This window comes from Chryseobacterium sp. UF-290 (genome assembly GCF_058245615.1).
Genome location: NZ_JBSICB010000007.1, coordinates 1 through 20,837, shown reverse-complemented (window position 1 = coordinate 20,837; position 20,837 = coordinate 1). Strand labels below are relative to the sequence as shown.

Annotated in this window: 16 protein-coding genes; 2 read left to right on the top strand and 14 right to left on the bottom strand. The window is 37.2% G+C overall.

The features are described from left to right. Positions 1–97 precede the first annotated feature (97 nt). The 10 genes from AC4IF5_RS10075 to AC4IF5_RS10030 all read right to left on the bottom strand — a co-directional run bounded on the left by AC4IF5_RS10075 (position 98) and on the right by AC4IF5_RS10030 (position 13,245). Positions 98–622 carry an LOG family protein gene (locus AC4IF5_RS10075; RefSeq protein ID WP_490734113.1) on the bottom strand — a complete coding sequence of 175 codons (525 nt, stop codon included), beginning with the start codon at positions 620–622 and terminating at the stop codon, positions 98–100. Next, positions 619–1,038 carry a hypothetical protein gene (locus AC4IF5_RS10070; protein ID WP_490734111.1) on the bottom strand — a complete coding sequence of 140 codons (420 nt, stop codon included), beginning with the start codon at positions 1,036–1,038 and terminating at the stop codon, positions 619–621. Before AC4IF5_RS10070 ends, AC4IF5_RS10075 begins: the two co-directional genes overlap by 4 nt. Before the next feature lie 2 nt (positions 1,039–1,040). Beyond that, positions 1,041–3,290, bottom strand: coding sequence for a hypothetical protein (locus tag AC4IF5_RS10065; protein WP_490734109.1), 2,250 nt, complete (start codon positions 3,288–3,290; stop codon positions 1,041–1,043). A 69-nt stretch (positions 3,291–3,359) separates the two neighbouring features. Continuing rightward, complete coding sequence (locus AC4IF5_RS10060) at positions 3,360–3,698, bottom strand: hypothetical protein (RefSeq protein ID WP_490734107.1); 339 nt, start codon at positions 3,696–3,698, stop codon at positions 3,360–3,362. 17 nt (positions 3,699–3,715) lie between these two features. Further along, a complete protein-coding gene (locus tag AC4IF5_RS10055; RefSeq protein WP_490734105.1) occupies positions 3,716–7,864 on the bottom strand; it encodes a hypothetical protein in 4,149 nt (1,382 codons plus the stop codon). Positions 7,865–7,872: 8 nt separating this feature from the next. Continuing rightward, on the bottom strand, positions 7,873–10,056 hold the full coding sequence (locus tag AC4IF5_RS10050; RefSeq protein ID WP_490734103.1) for a hypothetical protein: 2,184 nt from the start codon (positions 10,054–10,056) through the stop codon (positions 7,873–7,875). 15 nt (positions 10,057–10,071) lie between these two features. Continuing rightward, complete coding sequence (locus AC4IF5_RS10045; RefSeq protein ID WP_490734101.1) at positions 10,072–10,830, bottom strand: leucine-rich repeat domain-containing protein; 759 nt, start codon at positions 10,828–10,830, stop codon at positions 10,072–10,074. 233 nt (positions 10,831–11,063) lie between these two features. Beyond that, positions 11,064–11,234 (bottom strand): hypothetical protein, encoded by a 171-nt coding sequence (locus tag AC4IF5_RS10040; RefSeq protein WP_490734099.1) that lies wholly within the window; start codon positions 11,232–11,234, stop codon positions 11,064–11,066. Positions 11,235–11,467: 233 nt separating this feature from the next. After that, positions 11,468–12,505: a patatin-like phospholipase family protein gene (locus AC4IF5_RS10035; protein WP_490734097.1), complete on the bottom strand. Its 1,038-nt coding sequence runs from the start codon at positions 12,503–12,505 to the stop codon at positions 11,468–11,470. Between the two features lie 239 nt (positions 12,506–12,744). Continuing rightward, entirely contained in the window at positions 12,745–13,245 is a 501-nt protein-coding gene (locus AC4IF5_RS10030; RefSeq protein ID WP_490734096.1) for a M15 family metallopeptidase, read from the bottom strand. A gap of 179 nt (positions 13,246–13,424) precedes the next feature. Between AC4IF5_RS10030 and AC4IF5_RS10025 the strand changes: the two genes are divergently transcribed. Continuing rightward, positions 13,425–15,008 carry a Na+/H+ antiporter gene (locus AC4IF5_RS10025; protein WP_490734094.1) on the top strand — a complete coding sequence of 528 codons (1,584 nt, stop codon included), beginning with the start codon at positions 13,425–13,427 and terminating at the stop codon, positions 15,006–15,008. A 184-nt stretch (positions 15,009–15,192) separates the two neighbouring features. After that, a complete protein-coding gene (locus tag AC4IF5_RS10020) occupies positions 15,193–16,464 on the top strand; it encodes a Y-family DNA polymerase (protein ID WP_490734092.1) in 1,272 nt (423 codons plus the stop codon). Between the two features lie 14 nt (positions 16,465–16,478). Here AC4IF5_RS10020 and AC4IF5_RS10015 read toward each other — a convergent pair whose 3' ends face one another. The 4 genes from AC4IF5_RS10015 to AC4IF5_RS10000 all read right to left on the bottom strand — a co-directional run bounded on the left by AC4IF5_RS10015 (position 16,479) and on the right by AC4IF5_RS10000 (position 20,639). Then, positions 16,479–17,090: a YdeI/OmpD-associated family protein gene (locus tag AC4IF5_RS10015; RefSeq protein ID WP_490734090.1), complete on the bottom strand. Its 612-nt coding sequence runs from the start codon at positions 17,088–17,090 to the stop codon at positions 16,479–16,481. Between the two features lie 6 nt (positions 17,091–17,096). Next, entirely contained in the window at positions 17,097–18,230 is a 1,134-nt protein-coding gene (locus tag AC4IF5_RS10010) for a serine hydrolase domain-containing protein (RefSeq protein ID WP_490734089.1), read from the bottom strand. A 243-nt stretch (positions 18,231–18,473) separates the two neighbouring features. Then, positions 18,474–20,015: a glycine--tRNA ligase gene (locus AC4IF5_RS10005; RefSeq protein ID WP_490734087.1), complete on the bottom strand. Its 1,542-nt coding sequence runs from the start codon at positions 20,013–20,015 to the stop codon at positions 18,474–18,476. 102 nt (positions 20,016–20,117) lie between these two features. Continuing rightward, positions 20,118–20,639: a hypothetical protein gene (locus AC4IF5_RS10000; RefSeq protein ID WP_490734085.1), complete on the bottom strand. Its 522-nt coding sequence runs from the start codon at positions 20,637–20,639 to the stop codon at positions 20,118–20,120. Positions 20,640–20,837: the final 198 nt, after the last annotated feature.

Here is a 20,837-nt window from a genome sequence, read left to right as displayed (position 1 = left end):
TTTTATAAGACAAATATATGCGGTTAATGCGACAAAACGTGTCGTGTTTTATTTTTTGTGGAAAGTTTAATCACACAATTTTTAAATGAGTATGAAATTAAATAGTTTCACGAAGTTGCTTAAAATCGTTCACGACTTTAAGAATATTAATTTCATCTCCCATATCCATAGTTAGTAGAAAATCTTTCAATTTTTGCCAGTAATTACCCATTAGATATATTTTAGGGCGTTCCTTTTTAGGTAATTTTCTTATAAAGTCTAAGGTTAATAGTAACTCAGACATTGTTCCAATTCCTCCTTTTTGAATAATAAAAAGATCGGTATTAGTAATTAATTTTTCTAGCCTTTCAAATAATGTAGCACATTCAATTTTTTTAGTTAAAAAATTATTACTGATACTATTTTTCCAAAGTGCACAAGTATATCCTTCAACCGTTCCTCCTATTGTAAAACCTCCTATTGATACAGCTTCGATTAATCCTCTATAGCCGCCATTTTTAATTATATATCCTCTTTTAATTAATAATTCTCCAATTAGTATTGATTCATTATATTCTGAAGATTTTGTATCATTTTGGGCTCCGCCAAAAAAGCAAGCATATTTTACTTTATCATTCCTCATAAAGAATTTAAATCTTTTTCATGTCCTGAAATAAAATTCTTAAAATGCTTATTTAAAATTTTAAGAATATCTCTTATATTTGATTCTGTGGCTTGTTTAGAAGCATATACAGAATTATCATTTTGAAGATTTAAAGAATCAAAAACGTTAGGGTTATTTTCATAATCTTTTACAAACATTTTTAATGCTGTATACATATCAATATAGCAATCTTTACCTTTATAAGATAGAAGGACAAAAGATACATCATTTTCATAACCATCTTTAATATAGATTTCAGAGTTTGGGAATATTATGCTGACACCATCAGCATCTTCTTCTAAACTATATTTGTCAGGCCAGCTAAATTCAGACATTAATTTTTTTACTAAAGACAGATTAAAGTAGTTTTCCGGAGTGTACATATTATTTTCCATATTTATTTGATCTTTGTTGCTATATGTCCATCAATTTTATATCCGTTCTTTTTAAGATATTCAACTTCTCGGCTAAAAATTGTAGGAACTTTATTTCCTGTTTTATCAATTGCAAACTTATTTTTTCCAAGTCTTACATACTTCCCTATTTCTGAATTGGGGTCTGTTACGAACCTTATTGGATCTCCTCTTTTTATTGATTCGTCTAGCCATGGTCTGTTTGCTGTCTCCCAAAATTCATCAGTGACTTTTTTATAGTATGCATTTTTATCGATTGCTTCCAAATCTTTATACTTTTCTAAAATTTCGGACCATTTAGGTGAACGTAAAATATTAATACCTCCTTTATTTTCACCCATTTTTGTTACTCCTTTTAATGCTTCTCCTCTTCTTGCAATAGTATTAACATCATCAAGGATACCCGTTACTGTTGTAGTTTCATTTTCGACAAGTACAATTGTGTTACCTCCAAATATCTGAGTTTTACTACCTGTCAATTTTAAATATTTACCGAATAAAAATTCACCAAATTCTTTTCCGGTTTGTCGATTCATTATCTTTTTGGACGACTGGAAATTTGCTCGTTTTACTTTGCTATCTGGTATTTCTTCATCCAGTTTTTGTGCTGCTTTCTCAAAAGCTTCTTTACTTTCCTTTCTTGCAGACTGCTCTTCTAGCTTTTTAGCAAAATCATCTGATTGCTTTCTTAGTGATTCGTAGTAACCATCTAAGTATTTTTGATATTCTAAATCTTTTTCAGCTGTAGTTGCTACTTTTTTAAATATAGAAGCTTCCTCTGCTGCTTTTGCTGCTCGGCCAGCTTTTAAAGCAGGAACAAGAATAAAAAGTATATCAGGAGTGAGTTCTCCTAACTTTTTGTACCAATAATATTGATTAGTACCATACTTTAAATACCAATCCGGAAATTCTTTTAATGCTGTAATCAGCTTTATCCAGAGTTTCTTGATAAAGTTTTCAAAGTTGAAAACAAGCTCATTGAGAAGGTTTTCAAAAGCTTCTCCCAGTGCATCAGTAAGCGTAAAGCCAATACCATCTCTGGCAATGATCATTACTAAAGAAACTAAATCTATAAGCCCCGCGACAAATTCTAAACATCCATTCCAAAGACCTACTAAAAAGGCATTGAGATTATAAATCTCATGGAGCATTTCTTCTTCGGGTAAAATCTCATCTAATTTTTTTAGTCCATCATCCAGTAAAGAAGAAAATTTCTCAAACAAATATAATAAAACATTGTTCAGAATTTCCTTAAATATTTTTTCTATGATCACATCATTTTGATCAGGTTTTGAAAGACCGTCAATGTGTTGTTTAAACTTATTTTTTATAGATTCCTTTATTTCTTCTCTGTTTTGAGGAACAATAATGTTTGGGAGAAAAGCGGGTGTAAAATCTTTATTTAATAAGGCATTCCAGTATTTTTCTTCTTCATATTTTTTTGTTCTCATCCAGTGAGATACTTCCAATATCTTTTTAGGAATATTTAACCCTAAATAATCTCCTCCCTGCAGAAAAATAAGGAACAAAGACATGTCATCGAATTTTTTCTGCTGAAAATCGTATTTAATGGCTTTTGTTAGGAGGTTTTTTAATTCTTTTGGATCAAGCTTTACTTCTTTGCCTGCCTCAACGAATTCTAAGCTTGAATTGTTTTTTATTTCGAAAGGCCGTTTCAGGAATTCTTCTGCGAGATCTTCTTCGTCAGTTTGTCCCAAATACGGAAATTGAAACTGCAGTTTTTTTATTGCCTCTTTTCCTAGCTTTACTCTGACAATTTTTCCAAAGTCAAATTTTCCGTCATCAGTCTCAATAAGAAATAAAACTTCATCATCATTAGGTTTAAAATCATCATTGGCATATTGTTTTAAAACATCCTGGCCATTTGGATTGGCATATACTTTAAACTTTATATCATCCCAATTTTCACTAATTGAATCGTTATAAAACGAAGCTTTTGCGTAATTAAATTTTTTTGAAAGGTCTATAATGCTAAAATTGGATTCGTTTAAAACTCTCGCTGGACCATAATCTGCTAATGCCCAGGATGGTAACAGTTTATCCCAATATTGTCCGAATGGGCTGTTTTTAAATGCACTTATTTCATCGAAAGAAGTTTTTTTACTGGTGAAAAAATCTTCTTTAAATAATTTATTTTGAGTATTATTTTCGGTGAGGAGCTTAGAACCGGACAGATCACTGCTCCCTTTGTTATTTAATATATCTAAACTCATTTTTGTTATTTTAAGGTTAAAAAACAGGGCATAAAAACCCTGTCATCATTGATTATTCTATGGAAAGGATTATTTATAATTGAGGTTATTCTCCGGGAAAATCATCATAAGCTTATTTTTGGAATAATGCTCCTTTATTGTTTCTTTATCTAAAACAAGAAGGTCCAAATAATAATCTTTATCAACTAATGCATATGCATTCTTGAGTTTACATTTAGCTTGTACTAAAACATCCCAGTCTTTTCCTTCCAGATCCTTCCAGCTTTCAAAAGGAATCCGTCCTCTGCTTCCGAAAAGAAATATCTTTTCAACAGCAGTAATATCATGAATCTTATCCTTTAAGGTCGTGAGGATATAAGGCAGCACTTTATCGTGCTGCCAAATAGCCTCGAGTTTTACTCGGCTCATTTTTGTATTTTAAAGAATTAAATTAAAAACCTTGATAAAGGGATTTTTTCAGTATACTCCTGTAAACCAATTGGATGATCATCCTTATCAAAAACTCTGCTTGCAGAACCTGTAAAATTATCGCTGGCGAATTTTAAATATGTCTGGCCATCAGTGGTAAAGCCTACGGTATCAAGTTCTTCGGAATAAGGAGGCTTCACAAATTTGAAGTTTTTAATTTTGTCTACATCTACCCGGATTGTAACTCCGTTGTCTACATTTGCAAATGCTTCGATGCCATCTATTTTAGAAAGACCGTCAGCCAAAGCATCATAAACCCTTATAAGAGAGTCTGTTTTTGCCCATGTTGCATCTCTAACGATTTCAATGGTTTGTCCCATGCAGTGATATTTTCTGGGAAACTCACCAGCCTGATCCAAGTCATCAATTGTACTAAAATCATGCATTCTGTCTAGTTTTTTTAGAGAGATTTGAATCTGTTTTATACTTGATTCATTACCTAATAAAGAATTATCTTTCACGAAGTTGCTTTGTGTAATTACATCTCCTGGCACTTCAAATTCATTAGGATCTTCTGCGCTAAACGGTAAAGCATGTGCTACCTTTAAGCCAATACTTTCTGCCTGAAGAATGTTTAATGAAGTTGGAAGTCTTGTGATCCAAGCTTTTCCTTGTTTTATACCTTTAGGCTGTTTCATTTCATCCACGATAGACAAGTAAAGAGAATCCCCAATTACAGGAACCTCACCTCCATTCCAGATTTTGCCCGTTGCCATATAGAACTGAACAGCATCTTCAAATCCTGGACGAACTGTAGCAACAACTCTTGCCATACCACTTTGCAGGAACGCCATGAACAATGGGTCCACATCTTCAGCCTGATAAAGATTTGTCCATTCTGTTTTATTAGCCCAATAATAAGGGTACAGATAATAAGAAAGATTTTCCCATTCAAAGGCTTGTTCCATAAACTTAAGAAAGGCTGTATATTTATCCAGTTTTGATGACAGGTCTGTTTCATAATCTGTAAAAGTACTTCCGGTAGTTAAACCTGCCATGCCATATCCATGCGTAGAATTGGCTGTTCTGTTGATCATATAAGAAATACAGTTTTTACGAAGAACCGTATTCTCAATTTGACGATAGAATCCTGGATTGGAACCTTTGATCTGTATACCGGTAGCTTTTTCTTCTGCTATTTTTTGTTCATAAATAGCTAATGCTTTTTCATAGCTGTCGATAATAGCTTTGAATGTTTTTTGAAGCCATGCATTTCTTGCCTCAGCAGTTAATTCTAAGTTCAGCTTCAGGGTTCCCTGCATAATTGGACTTTCTCCCGTAGCAAAACTAAATTCCAGTTTATTTTTGATGTTTAATGTTGTGGTTGTTCCGCTTATTTGTGTACTGTTTGGTGAAGAGATCCAATAAGTACCTTGCCCTCCAATGGTCATGAAAGCCTGGTGGGCTCCTTTAAAGCTGTGTGGATAGGTTTGGAAAGTGTAATCGACAGTTTTTAACAAATAGCCTTCTGGAACCTCAACTTCTCCATTTCCATTTACAATCTGAACCTTGTCATCATCTTTTCCTCCGAAGTTTCCATCACGTCCACTGAATGATTTACTGATTCCAAAAGATTCCGCAGGCTTTTCATCAATTTCAGCATTGTATTTGCTTACCCAATATTTTAAGGCAGCTTCGTTACTTAAAGAAGCATAATTTTCCAATGGTAAATAGCTTGCTTTTCTTGGATCTTCAGGTTTTACAAGGTCGATATTTGTTGCTGAATTGTCCAATGCCATCCCTAATGTATGTAATTTGGCGGGTTGAGGAATCATAAATTCAAACATCAGACGTTTTCCATAATTATAGATCTGGTTTTTCATAAGTTTGTCAACCCAACGAAAAACACCTACAACATGCTTATCTCCTTTCGTATTATCAAAACCATGTTTGTTGTTTTCTTCGAATTCCTCAATGATCTTTTCGATCCTTTCTTCATGAACTTTTGTTACCACTCTGTCAAGTGCTCTTGCTGTAATGTCCTGAGCCTGGGTAAGTGCCTGTCTTGTACTTTCTTCTTTGGATGAATGGGTCGCATATCCTCCTGCAATTCCGGTATTTATAGATGCTCCACCTGTCATTTTCCAGCTGGCATCAAAATGTGCCTGAACATTGGTATCTCTGGATTCCTGCAGTATTTTAGCAATCTCAGTCTGCATTTCAAATCTGGTTGCAGTAGTCGTATCTGTAAGTTTTTCCCGTTCAGTATCTGAAGAGGTGGTCGTGGTGTTTTCGCTTCTTCTTAGTCTTCTGGTCGCTTTTTCGCGATATTCACGGGCCATTACGTTTTCGATATGGGCTACTTCCCCTTCTATGTAAGCATGCGTAGTTTGCTCTACCTTGAGATAATCTGCAATTCCGATCTGTTTAAATCCAAATCCTGAGGGGATATAGGAATCATCGGGCTCTTCAATAGGATCCTTGATTTCATTGATAAATTCAAAAGCGGATGAATAGCAGGATTTCATCGTAACAATTCTTGGATGGAAAGTGGTTACTTTACCATTGGTAAAGGTGATCTTAACATCCATCGTGAAGTTCTCCGTCTGAGAAATGTATACTCCATCTGTTGTCGGACTTCCCAATAATTTACTTAAGAAGATCTTATTTCCGACACGGCTTTTTTCAAAATAGGTTCCCGAGATAGGTCCTGCATTGGTATAGAAAGTATAGCTCATACTTGCTACATTCCAGGAAGCATCAGGGACGTCAATAGATAAATCCAGACACGTGTTTCTTAAAATATGTCTAGGACATAGCTGATAGGTGAAAGGAATCGTTTCTACTCTGGAAACAGGAAGGATAACACCACCGATGCTGGTATAGCTTTCAGAATTGTCCATGATATTATCCAGGATTACTTTGTTGGATATTTCAGTAGCATTTGAAATAATGTCTTTTACTTCATTAAACGTATTTCTGCCTGCCAGTAAATTATCAATCAATTCTGTATTATCAGGTCTTGCTTTATCTGTGTCTGGAAAATCATATTCTAAAAGAGATAATAACGTGTCAATACTTTCTGGTTTCAAAGAACTTACAAGGGTTCTTGCTTCAATTTCGGGACGGAATGAAAACTCAAATTTAGGAAGCTTCGGATAAGGAATTTCTTCAGGCCTGTTACAAGGATCTTCGGGATTATAAGGTTGGTCAGGTTTTCTGATCTCACAATATTTTCTTCTTGCTTCTTCTACACGTTCATAATATTCATCAATGATAGATTGGTTGGCATCGTTGTGTGCTTCTTCGCTGATTTTATATTCCTGTGTATATTCTTTTTTATAGCTGTTTTCAATAAGAGACATCTCTTTTGTTAACCTTTCATATCTCTTGAGGAGCGTTTGGGCTTCCTGGATTTTTTGCTGCTTTTCCATGTAAGGAGATGGGGTAGTAGTTTCTCCTGATTCTTCTTCTGCCATTTTTGAAGCAATACCAATTGGGTGAACATCCGGAGTATCAAGCATAAGCTCTTTCGGAATAACTACACGTGCAGATAAAAGTTCCCTAAGTTCATCATCATTATAAGCTGATTGATTAGGCTGGAGCGTGTGGGCCGCCAGTAACATCTGCATTAATGCTTCTTTCACATAAAAATCTTTTTGTGTAGCTATCTGGTAAATCAGGTTGTTCCACAAATTAATAAGATTGGGAAAAATATATGAAGGTGACGTTTTTACTTCTTGAGATTTAGTCATGTACTGATTCGTAGTACAAGTATTTTTATTTTTTGCAAGCCATAATGCGTAATCATATACAATGCCATATGTTTGTTTTAGCGTTTCAATATTCGGAATAAAATCAGCGCTTTGAGCATAAGCAGAGGCTCTTTCTCTCAATAATGCCAGTTTAGGCCCTGTTCCGGATACAACGGGTACATAAAATGCGGTATCATTTTTTAAGGATTCTGGAATGATAATAAATTTTTTATCTTGCTTGTTTTCATCAGGTAATTGCGGGCTTCTTAAGCTTACAAATCTGAAAAGTGTTTGTGATGGGTTGGTTGTATTCATAGAATTTGTTTCTTTATAGTTAATAATGCCTTTTCCTATTAAGGATTTTCCGACGGTAAATGCGGATTTTGTTGTTGATGTATTGTTTGTTGACATTTTAATGTTTATTTTTTTGTGTATTCAAGAGCTAGAGTAAATGAGTTAATAAGAGAATAGTTATAGTCCGGCTCATTTATCAGTTCAATCCTGGCCATGTCTATTTCTATGGTGATATAGGCCTTTGTCCTCCATTGGTTTCCTGCAAATACAGCATTCAGATCATGCCATTCTGTAAACATTTCATTGGAAATAATGGTTTCCATATCCGGGAATTCGGGTCTTAAATCAATTTCGCCGGTTCTTGGAATCTGATCGAAAACAATAGTTTTTTTATAAACAGGCTTGCCATTGATCCAGCTTCCACCTGTCAATTCCTCATTAGTAGTATAAGAATGCTGTTTGTCTGCATACTGTTTCTGGATGTAATCATTTTTTTGAGCATTATCTCCAAAGTAAGTTTTAGAGCTTAAACCTCTGGGGTTTGTCGTCTGGTGTTCAACAAAAACCGGTTCGTCAGAATGATTGTCGACAATAATTCCTTTTCCTTGGGCAGGATTGGAAAAATTCATTAAAGAAGCTCCTGTGCTGCTTAAACTAAGTTTTGCTCCATAGGCTGTTGCCAATACACCATAATCTTTGCTGACATCTAAACTTGATTGCATAGAATGATCTAAACTGCCTGATGTAATCAGAACTCCGCTTGGGAAGAAACCTACCTGATTTTTAGTATCCTCCGAAGTATTGGTCTTATACAGAAGGGATTCAATTTCCTCTCCTTCAGCATTCTCAAATTGAATGTGACCGGAAACGGGATTATTTACTTCTGTTCCTGTGATAGGGATATAGTTTTGAAAATCAGAAAGATTTTTATATCCAAATACATTATTGGCGTTCAGAACAGCTACTTTTGTATAAGTATGATCAGCCAAAGGTGTTCTTTTTGCACTGATTACAGCATCAAAATTTAAAGTCCTTGCTGCAAAATCACCAAGTATAAAAGGAGTTACCAGATCATGTCTTTGAGGGGTTGTATAGGAATCGATAACCAATTTATTGAATGTAGACCCTCCCAGTGGAGCATTACAGCCGATGACGACGTTATTATCCCCCCAAACACCCATAGCGTGGGTAGTAGAGGCTGCATTATAACCTACAAAAGTATTATACCCCCATGCTCCGGAACCTGTTGCTTTGCCATGAATATTTCCGGCAAAAGCACCTAAGAAAGTATTTTTGGTTCCATTCGTTAAAGAATAGGCTGCTCCGATACCAAGAGCCGTGTTATGAGTTCCTGTAATATTTTTATTTCCAGCCTCATCGCCGATATATGTATTTCCGGTACCCGTTGTTGTTTCAGTTCCTGCCTGGGTCCCAAAAAAAGCGTTGAAATCACCGGTTGTCAGTTTCGTTCCGCTTGAAACACCTGTCGCTGTATTCCATCTTCCTGTGGTTACTTCATTTAAAGCATACGAACCTAATGCGACATTATTTGAACCTGTAGTCAATTTTGACAATGCATTATAACCGATCCCCAGTCCATAAGCACCGGTATGATCCGTATTTAAATTCCCAAACCAGAAGGAATACGTTGTAGGACTGAAATTTATTTCGCCTGCTCTGCCTTGGCTTGGCTGGAAAATAATAGGCTTGGTTGTTCCGTTGCCTCTGTCAATAACATTTTGTAAATTATCATTCCCACTAAAAGATGGCTTATCAGAAAGATCATTATAGCTGCCTGTTACAGCTACTTTTTTTAGGGTCACTTTTTCCTGACCTTCCTGGGACAACGTTACGCTTCCGTCAGAATTGGTAGTCGGAATTATACTGAATTCCGAAAGATTAATATGAAAAGCTGACCCATCATTTTGGGTAATTGTTATAATATTTTGAGCAGCGTCATATTCTGCATTTTCAATACGGATATCATTGGTTATTAAACCTCCTAGATCCACCGATTTACTTTGTTGAACTCCATTCTCTCCTGTATAAAATACCGTTAAGATATTTCCATTCAACTGGGGATTCTGAATTGATGTTTGTGTTTCAATTTTATCTTTCCAAAGCTGAGCATTTTGAGCATCTAGATTAGAAGCATTTAAATTAGCTTTTTGAGAAAAATCGTAGTCTATATTTTCCAAAGGAAGTTTTTCACCCTTATGCCAATATGAATCTTGCCATTCCCAGAATTCTTCCTGTACTGGAATGTCTCCGTTTTCGAAATATTTTCTTAATTCTTGTTTTGTTTTCATTTTTTGTTCAAGATTTTAATTGATAAGCTGCCCTCCGGTTATCTGAACTTCAGGATCAAAGGAATACATGTTATATTTTGTGTCTTCTCCTAATACAACCTCTGTTAGTTTGTTGTTTGAAAATGCTCCCGACTCAATATTGAGAACACTGGTGGGGATATGTACAGATGCAATAAGATTATTCCCGAAAGCATAATTTTTGATTTCCGTAACGCCATCAGGTATGGTTACAGAAGTGAGTTTATTACTGCTGAATAAAGATTCCTCAATGATTTTAAGCTTTTTTGGGATCGACAATTCTGTAAGTTCATTATCTGAAAATGCACCATAGCCCATCACTGATAGATTTTCAGGAAGTCGTAGCGAGCTTAGTTTATTGCTTGCAAATGCCAGTTTTTGAATTTCAGTGACACTATCAGGGATGACAAGAGCACTGATTTGTGAGCTTAAGAAAGCGTTTTCTCCAATACTTATGATACCGTCAGGTATTTTTACCTCTGTTATACTTATACCCATTGTAAAATAGTTTGGGATCCTTAAAGTTCCGGGTGGAATGATTAATTTTCTTTTTGTAAAGAAATCTATCGATGCGTTTTTATCAGCATCCATTTCAGCATAAAGCAGATTAAAAGTACCATTTTCAAGTCCTGATACTTTTGTCATATCAATTTTCTCGTCCTTATGCCAGTAAGACTCTTGCCATTCCCAGAATTCTTCCTGTACTGGGATATCTCCATTTTCGAAATAGAGTTTTAGTTCTTCTTTTGTTTTCATAATAGATGTGATTGATTATAAATAAGTTAATACTGAAGCTTTATAAGGTAGCTTCTATGACCTTGTTTTTATAGTTGTTGTGATTTTAGATTTTTAAACACAGTTCTGGCTGTCCAGCATTTTGTGAATGGTGAATTCAAAGGTGTTGAGAAAGTTTAATGAAGCTGTTTATTATAGAGATTTCAAAGGTAATGGTGGACAGCGCCAGAACTTGTCGTGTTTAAAATTTTATTTTAAAACTGATCCTTTTCAAGGATGTCATCTTCAAAATCTTCTCTGAAGAAGTTTTCAATGTCATTGAGATAGTTTTCATAATCCATCTCTGCATTTTCGATGTCACTCCATTCTATGGTATAGAGCTCTTCATCGAAGACTTTATCTGTATTGTGATTGGGTGTTTCCATGTTTTGTGTTGTGAGGTGTTGGTTATATTTTGAACATATTTCAGGCTGTTCAGCATGGGTGAATGTTGAGTTCAAAGGCTTTTTTAAAGTTTTGATTGATTGTTGTTCTGTGTCTTTTTGATACTCCAAAAGTAGAAGAGCGAAACGACAAAACTTGACGTGTTTAAAAATATTTTTTACTTTTTAAAATATAATCTTAAAAGCTTATATCTTGCAATTATAAGTTAAAAAGCTTATATTTTGTTTTTGATGAGCTTTTGAACAATTTGGTTCAATATTTCTCTGTGATCATCAATATAGCTCAATCCGGCTTGTATCAGATTCTCAATATTGGACCTTCTTACATTGTCCATTGCCGGGGAAGCATTTTTTAAGGACGGATTCAGCCGGTAATAGTTTTTCTGATTTCTCAATCCCAATGTCTGAAACATCTGGCCCAGCTGATAATCTACGGTTTCTGCATTGGCGGACATTAATATATCAATGATAGGGCTTACCCAGCCTATTTTTCCCGCCTTTTGAAGTCTTTTGAAAGAATAAGGCCTGGCTTCAATGCCTGTGCCGATAGAAATAATGATCATATCATTTACACCAGGGTGATTGGCTTTCTGATGGTTTTTTAAAACTTCTGCAAAAGGAATTTTTCTGGCCTCTGCGTAGGCACAAAGAGCCGGATTGTTGGCAAACATTCCACCGTCGATCAGGCTGAAGATCTGCCCATACATGGATTTGATCTGTACAGGGCTGAAATACGTAGGAGCTGCTGAAGTCGCCCTGCAGACGTCTTTTACATAAAAATTATCAGTGCTGAGGCTGGCTTCCCACGAGTTGAAAAGTTTTGCTCTTCTGTTCTCTATATCATAACTTGTTATTAAGCATGGTTTAATTAATTCTTTTAATTCCAGATTCCCAAAAAAGTCATTCAGATTTTTTTCAAGGGCTTCCTGGGAAATTTTTTCATTCAATAATCCGAAAGGATTGACCAGTTTTTCCCAAAAGGAAACCTGGAAGATATCGCCACCCTTTTCAGCATACAGTTCTAATCCTTTCTGGATAGAATATTTTGCTTTTCGGGTTTCATCGGGGCATAGAATAATAGACGCAATCAGACCTCCTGTGCTGCTGCCTGCCACCAGATCAAAATAATCTCCGAGTTTAGCGCCCGGCTTATCATAATACTGAAGCTGTTCTTCTATGTAGCGTAGAATAATGCAGGTAATAATTCCCCTTATTCCGCCCCCGTCCAAAGAAAGAATGGTTGTCTTTTTCATTTGATATTTCTAATTGTTTTTTAGAATACATGCAATCTTAAATCTATAAGACTCATTATTTTGATTAAAACAGGAGAAGTCTATACTTGGATTGTATTGATTTTTTGCTGTTCTTCTAAAGTAAAGGTAGGGCGGGGAAGCGACAGAACTTGTCGTATTATCCGGGTGTTTAATTAATTTAACTGAAAATAATGACGCACGGAATCAATGACTTATAGAATAAATATTTTCTTTGCAATTTATAATACAACATACCCGCTCTTGTCCCTTGGCATTTTTAAAAGGGTTCTCCAGCTTGCTTTTACAATCCCTTTTTTAGAAGGAATATTCTTTTTTTCAAAGTGGGGAAGATCTTTGAAGGTTTTCCAGTTTCCGCCCCAGTCCCAGCCATATTTGGCGAAGACCTTTACACATTCGTACCAGTCGGCAACCTTGTCATTGTCCCAGTCTTTCGCAGTATCCCAGCTTGCTGTTTTTCCATCAATCATCAGGCATATGTCTACGGCAAGGCCATAATTGTGAATACTTTGCCCTGCTTTGGCATTTGTTACTTTTTTCCCTGAAGTAAGCCTTCCTATGGCGTAGAGCCTTTCCTGTTCTTCAAAAGATCTCAACCCCTGAGTGATCCTTACCTTGGCTCTTCCGGTGAGAGCTTCATCACATTCCTTAATAATCTGCCTTACTTCATCCCTTACCAGCGGGTGAAGCTTCTGAATTCGTTCTAATGTTACTTTATCCATAATTTTTACTGTTATGAAGCAAAAGTATAGCACGAAAGCGACGAAACTTGACGTGTTTTAATTTAAATTTTAAAGATGTGCGTACTGTATTCCAATCAAAAAAAAATGAAAAAATTAATTTTAAATTTTTAAAAATCAAATAGAAGTGGTAAATAGGGCTGGTAAAAACACAATATTACATGCATACGATTTTACCCTTCTTTCTGGCTATGATAGCAGCCATTGTGCTATTGAATATGTGGGCAACCAGATTAAAAATTGCATATCCTGTTTTATTGGTCATATTTGGACTGCTTGTCAGCTTTATTCCTGGCTTACCTACAGTAAAGATCAATCCTGACCTTATTTTTTTTATCTTTTTACCTCCTTTATTATTTGAGGCAGCCTGGTCGATTTCCTTTAAAGAAATGAAGAGATGGTGGCGTATTATTGGAAGCTTTGCGTTTCTGGTAGTCTTTTTTACAGCGCTGGCAGTTGCGGTAGCTACTAATTATTTTATCCCCGGATTTACGATCGCATTAGGATTTCTGTTGGGAGGAATCGTATCTCCCCCTGACGCAGTAAGTACAGGAGCTATTATGAAGTTTGTTAAAGTTCCTGCAACCACATCTGCCATTCTGGAAGGGGAAAGTTTACTGAATGATGCCTCTTCATTGATTATTTTCCGCTTTGCATTGATTGCTGTAGGAACGGGGCAATTCGTATGGCAGGAAGCTTCTTTGGACTTTTTATGGATGATCATTGGTGGTTCAGGAATCGGTCTGTTACTCGCCTGGATTTTCGTACAGGCACATAAGCGCCTGCCTACAGATGCTTCTTCGGATATTGCATTGACTCTTATTGAACCTTATCTGATGTACTGGGTGGCAGAACAGTTTCATTGTTCAGGTGTACTGGCTGTAGTATGCGGAGGCTTATATATGTCGAATAAACGGATGGTTTTCTTGAACAGTACCAGCCGTATAAGAGGGTATAGTGTCTGGGAGAGCTTTGTATTTATCCTGAATGGGATTGTATTCCTGATTATCGGTCTGGAACTTCCTGAGATTGTAGGAGGATTACGTTCAGAAGGAATTCCTTTGGGGACGGCAATTCAGTATGGGATCTGGGTAACGGGTATTCTTATTGCGGCAAGGATCGTCAGCTCATATGCTGCGATGATCGCCACACTTGTCTTTCGTCCGGGTGTGGCGCCCAGGGCTTCTTCTACCAGAAGGCGTCTGATGATGCCTCTTTTGCTTGGATGGACAGGGATGAGGGGAGTCGTGTCATTGGCCGCGGCATTAGCTATTCCGATTACCCTTGAAAATGGCAGTCCTTTTCCGAACCGAAATCTTATTCTGTTCATTACTTTTGTGGTGATCCTGCTCACGCTATTGGTACAGGGACTTACATTGCCTTATTTTATAAAGTACGGGCGTGCATTTGATGACTTTATAGATGAAGAAAAGGATAATGATACAAGGAAGGAGGTCAAGCAGAAGTTAAAACAGCATGTTTATCATTTCCTTAAAAGCAAACACGAAAGTGAATTGCATAGCCATGTCGGGATTGAAAGAATGTTAAAACATTGGGAAGAGAAAAATCAGGCCAATAATACGGATTGGATGGATGATAATATCAAAGCTGTTTTTTTTGAAATGCTGGAAAGCCAGAGACAATTTCTGTTAGAACTTAATAAAGACATTTCAATCAATGAGGAGATCATACGGCATCAGCTTTACCAGCTTGACCTGGAAGAAGAACGCTTAAGGATGATTTGATTATTATAATAAATAAAAAGTTTTTGAAGACAAAATTACGATCCTAATACGACAAAAGGTGTCGTGTTTGGGAATATTATTTGTTTGTTTTTCAGTATGTTAAATATGATGTTATTCTGGCTTAAAAGCTTATTTTATTCTTGAAAAACAATAATTTTGTATAGATATTCACTATACAATAGCTATGTATGCTCTGGTAGATTGCAATAATTTTTTTGTTTCCTGTGAGAGGACTTTAGATCCTGCGCTGGAAGAGAAACCTGTCGTGGTTCTTTCTAACAACGATGGATGTGTCGTATCCCGCAGCAAAGAAGCAAAAGATCTTGGAATTCCTATGGCTGCACCGGCTTTCAAATACAAGGAACTCTTTCAAAAGCATGACGTAAAATGCTTTTCTGCAAAATTTGAATTGTATAACTATAAAAGTCAGCAGGTGATCAATATTGCCAAATCCTATGTCCTTGAGCATGAAGTTTACAGTATCGATGAGCTTTTTCTTGATCTGACAGGCTTTAAGTACATCGATATTTATGAATATTGTCTTAGGATTAAAGATGAGATCAGGAAGAAAGAAAATATTCCTGTAAGCATAGGAATAGCGCCTACAAAAACCTTATGTAAGGTTGCGAACAGAATTGTAAAGGATTTTCCGGATAATTTTAACGGTATTTACATCCTGGATACTTCTGAAAAAATTGAAAAAGCATTGAAATGGCTCCCTATAGAAGATGTATGGGGAATTGGAAGAAGATTGGCCGCAAAAATGAATGACAATGGAGTCTACAAAGCCTGGGACCTTCTCCGGAAACCTGAAATGTGGGTACGGAAGATCATGGGAATTCATGGTGTAAGGATGATCAATGAACTGAAAGGAATCCGGCAGCTGGAGCTGGATGCTCCGTCTCCTAAAAAGTCTATAGCGGTTACAAGAAGCTTTATGCAGATGCTGACTAAAAAAGAAGAGGTCAGAGAACGGGTGGAAACTTTCGGGATGCATTGTTCAGAAAGATTGAGAAAACAAAATACCTGCTGTAAAATGATTACGGTTTTTGTACAAACCAATCGCTTCAGAAAAGATCTTCCCGAATACAGAAATGCTATGACCCGGATTCTTGCCAATCCTACCAATTCTTCTATATTAATAGGAAGGGTCGTGAATGAGCTTTTTGAGGCGATTTATAAAGACGGATTCTACTATAAAAGGGCAGGGGTGATTGTGAACGATTTTGTGCCTGAGGATCAGAGGCAGATCAGCCTTTTCGAAGAAGATATCCAAAATCAGCATCTTCCCGTGATGAAGGCGATGGATGCCATGAACAGGAAATTCGGGAAGGATAAGGTCCGCCTTGGAAGCATGAGTGGGGAAAATACTTTTGGACGGGCAAAATTGTCTCCGGAATATGAAGCTTTTCTGAAAGAGAATACCCTACCGGAAGCAAACTTTAGATTTCATTAAAGTTTTTTTTAAGTCTATTTCTTTTCATATTTCCAGTTCCGTCCTTTTCCTTCCTCAATCCATTCTAAAGCCTGTTCCATTCTTTTATTTCGGGTGGCTTCTGTTTTTGCTTCTGTGATCCAGTTGATATATTCCTTTCTGAAAGACAGAGAGCTTTTTTCAAAAATATCCAAAGCTTGCTTATTTTGCTGCAAAGCTTCTTTAAAGTAGTCAGGGATTGCCGTTTCCGTTTTCGTAGGTGCTGCCCTTTTCATGGTAACTCCCATATCTGTAAGCTCCATAGCTTCCTTAATTGCTTTTTTCAGCTGAGGTTTGGGAGGAAGATCTTCCATTCTGGTGATCCTGCCCAAGCTGAACATCGAGCTTTTTTCAGCGGTTGTTTCCAGTTCCTTTAAAGTTTTCATATCCTGATGCAGCCAGAATCCAAGGCTGCAATACTGCTTGAAAGAAGTGATTGAGCAAAGGATCTTTCCTTTATACATGAAAGTGGGAAACTTCCATTTGATGGCTTCTTCCACATCGGGGCAGACTTCATGAATCGTTTCACGAAGATGATTTAAGATTGGTTTTGCAAAATCTAGTGATTTTTCGATATACTCATCAACTTTTGTGCTGTATTTCTCCATTGTTTTTTATTGGAATAATTGTACGGTTTCATTGACAAGGAACTTTGCCTGATCCGGTCTTCCCCTGTCGTTTTTAGGATTATTTGTATAGCTTCCGGTTTTTACAATAACCATATTGTGTTCAGGAACTATAATGATATATTGTCCCTGCATTCCCAGAAAATAATAATGCTTGACCGGATTGTCATGATTGATCCAAAGCCCCATTCCATAAATGTCTTCAGATTTTTCTGTAGGTGTTCTCATCTGTTCAATAAAATCTGGATGTAAGATCTGCTGATCCCCGACTTTTCCGTTATCCAGGAACAGCTGTCCCAGTTTGGCAAAATCCCTTGCATTAGAGTGAATGCAGCAGTAGGTTTTTTCCATTCTCTGATCGTCAGTGCTCCATTTGGCATTCTGTTCCATTCCCAGCGGAATCCATATTTTTTCAGATAAATAGCTTGATAATGGCTGATTCAGAACCTTTCTTATGGCAAAGCCGAGAAGCTGTGTCGCTCCGCTTTGATATTCGAAGCGGGTGCCCGGGTTTTCTTTGAACTTTCTTGAAAATACTGTTTTTCTCAGGTTTTTACCATAATAAGCCTTAGCATTAGGCAGGAACGGATTATTGTAATTTTCATCCCAATCCAAACCGGCTTCCATCTGGGCCAGATTTTTGAGCGTCACCTGATCTCCGAAAGGCTTATCTTTAAATTCGGGATAAAGTTCCGAAAGTTTTTGATCCACAGTATGAATGAGCCCATCTTCCAATGCTTTTCCTAAAAGCATTACTGTGACAGCCTTGGCCATAGAAAAAGAATTGGTCTGTGACAGCTGGTTATAGCCGTTCCAATACTGCTCATGAAGGATCCGGCCATTTTTGATCACAATAAAAGCGGCGGTCCGGGAGTGTTTCAAATCTTCAACTAAATGTTTAGGTAGTTCTGTTTTATTGTATCCAGGATCTTCTTCCCACAGTCTGGGCTCCTCAGCTGCAATAGGGTTGCCCGGGAAAAGATTTCCGTCATCAATATAGGCACTGGACTTTCCTTTAAGATAGGTTTTGGAAATACCGTTAAACAAATAATCGTATCCCAGGAAATAAGCTGCCGCAGCACCTGCCACAGCTCCGCCTATCATATACTTTAGTATTCTCATTTTTTTCATGAATCGGTCTCTGACAAATTTAGAATAATTTGGCTATAAAAATTAAAATGGCCTGACAAATGAGTAATTTTTGCTTTATTGATGAAAAATATGGGCACAAAACTGATTGCATTATTGTACCTTTTCCTTTCAGTGACAGGAATTGTGTAGGTTTTAATTGATATACAGGGAAAAAGCCTTTCTGCAAGCTTTAGCCGGAAAATAAAAAAGCCCTGTAAGATCAGGGCTTTTAAACTATATTTTAGAAAGTAGATTTCTGAAGTTGGTCTTCTCATCAATGATTCTTCTCAGTTCCGAAACCGGAACTCTTTCCTGCTGCATCGTGTCTCTGTCTCTGATGGTTACCGTGTGGTCAACAAGTGAATCGTGATCTACCGTAATACAGTACGGGGTACCGATGGCATCCTGTCTTCTGTAACGTTTTCCGATAGCGTCTTTCTCTTCGTAGAATAAGTTGAAATCGTATTTCAGATCGTTGAAGATTTTCTCAGCGTATTCCGCTAAACCGTCTTTCTTCATCAACGGAAGAATAGCGGCTTTGATCGGAGCCAATGCCGGAGGTAAAGATAAAACCGTTCTTTCTGACCCGTCTTCCAACACTTCATCTCTTAAGCAATGAGCAAAGATAGAAAGGAATAATCGGTCTAACCCTACAGATGTTTCCACTACATACGGAACGTAATTTTCGTTTCTTTCTGGGTCAAAGAACTGAAGCTTTCTGCCTGAATATTCTTCATGGGCTTTCAGGTCAAAATCCGTTCTGGAGTGAATACCTTCCAGTTCCTTAAATCCGAATGGGAAGTTGAATTCAATATCAGCAGCGGCATTCGCGTAGTGAGCCAGTTTTTCATGGTCATGGAATCTGTAATTTTCATTCCCTAATCCTAAAGCCAGGTGCCAGTTCAGACGCTTTTGCTTCCACTGTTCGTAAAACTCAAGTTCCGTTCCCGGAGCCACGAAGAACTGCATTTCCATTTGTTCAAATTCACGCATTCTGAAGATGAACTGTCTCGCAACGATCTCGTTTCTGAACGCTTTTCCGATCTGGGCAATACCGAAAGGCAGCTTATGACGGGAAGTTTTCTGAACATTTAAGAAGTTGACAAAGATCCCCTGAGCCGTTTCCGGTCTCAGATAAAGATCCATTGCGCTGTCGGCAGAAGCTCCAAGCTTAGTTCCAAACATTAAGTTGAACTGTCTTACTTCCGTCCAGTTTTTAGAACCCGTATCAGGGTCGGCAATTTCAAGCTCTTCGATCAACGCTTTTACATCAGCAAGGTCTTCATTTTCCAATGATTTTGCCAGTCTTGAAAGAATAGCCTCTCTTTTCGCTCTGTATTCCAGAATTTTTGGATTTGTAGCCTCAAACTGAGCCTTATCGAAAGCCTCACCGAATCTTTTCGCTGCTTTTTCGATTTCTTTATTTTCTTTATCTTCAATCTTGGCACAGTAGTCTTCCACCAAAACGTCTGCTCTGAAACGTTTTTTAGAATCCTTATTGTCAATCAACGGATCATTGAAAGCGTCTACGTGGCCTGATGCCTTCCATGTCGTAGGGTGCATAAGGATCGCCGAATCAATACCTACAATATTCTCGTTAAGCTGTACCATAGCTTTCCACCAGTATTGTTTGATATTATTTTTAAGTTCAGCCCCGTTCTGCCCATAATCATAAACAGCGGATAAACCATCGTAGATCTCACTTGATGGGAAAATAAAACCATATTCTTTAGCGTGAGAAATCACTTTCTTGAAAACATCTTCTTGCTTTGCCATAATTTTTTTACGTCTGATGTGCAAAAATAGGAAATTGGATTCCAAAATCATGGAATTCAACAAAAAAAGCATTTAAAAAACTACTTTTCATTATGTATTACCTTAAAAATTGTAGCTTAGAGAGACCCCGCTGTCTGTAAAGCCTACTTTATAATGAGCTTGTGGGGAGCTACCGGTACCATTTTCAATATCAATTGCTTTTTGCAGGTTCTTTTTGGTCCCTGAGTTGATGACAATTCCAACAAGGGTAACACCAGCTCCGATTCCTACCAATGCCCAGCCACCCTGATTTCTTTTATAAGTATAGGAAATTGATGAGCCATATCCCGTATTGAAGTAAATGGTTTCATCCTTTTGCAACGCTTTTACCAGTCCGGCTCCCATCAAAGCTCCACCGGTAAACCCAAAAATCTGTCCCAAGGTGGAATTTGAACGTGCTCTTTTGGCATATTTCAAAGCTTCAGAATTGTTGAACACCTTCTTGTATTCAGAGTATTTATAGGTTTGACTGCCTTTGATGAAAAACTCTTTGTTGCTTTTACCCAGCCTGACTGAGTCAGAAACCTGAGCAGAGGTTGAAATAAAGAATAGGCTTATTCCTAAAGCCAGTAATGATTTTTTCAAGGTATAATATTTTTTCGCGAAAATATAAAATAAAGAAGGAAAAAGAGTGTTTATAGTGTTTTTTGAATAATAAAATTTTCAGGAGCCGGGAACCTGCTTTCGCTACTCGCTTTTTCGGAGTTTTTGGGGGGGGGGGGGGGGGGGGGGGGGGGGGGGGGGGGGGGGGGGGGGGGGGGGGGGGGGGGGGGGGGGGGGGGG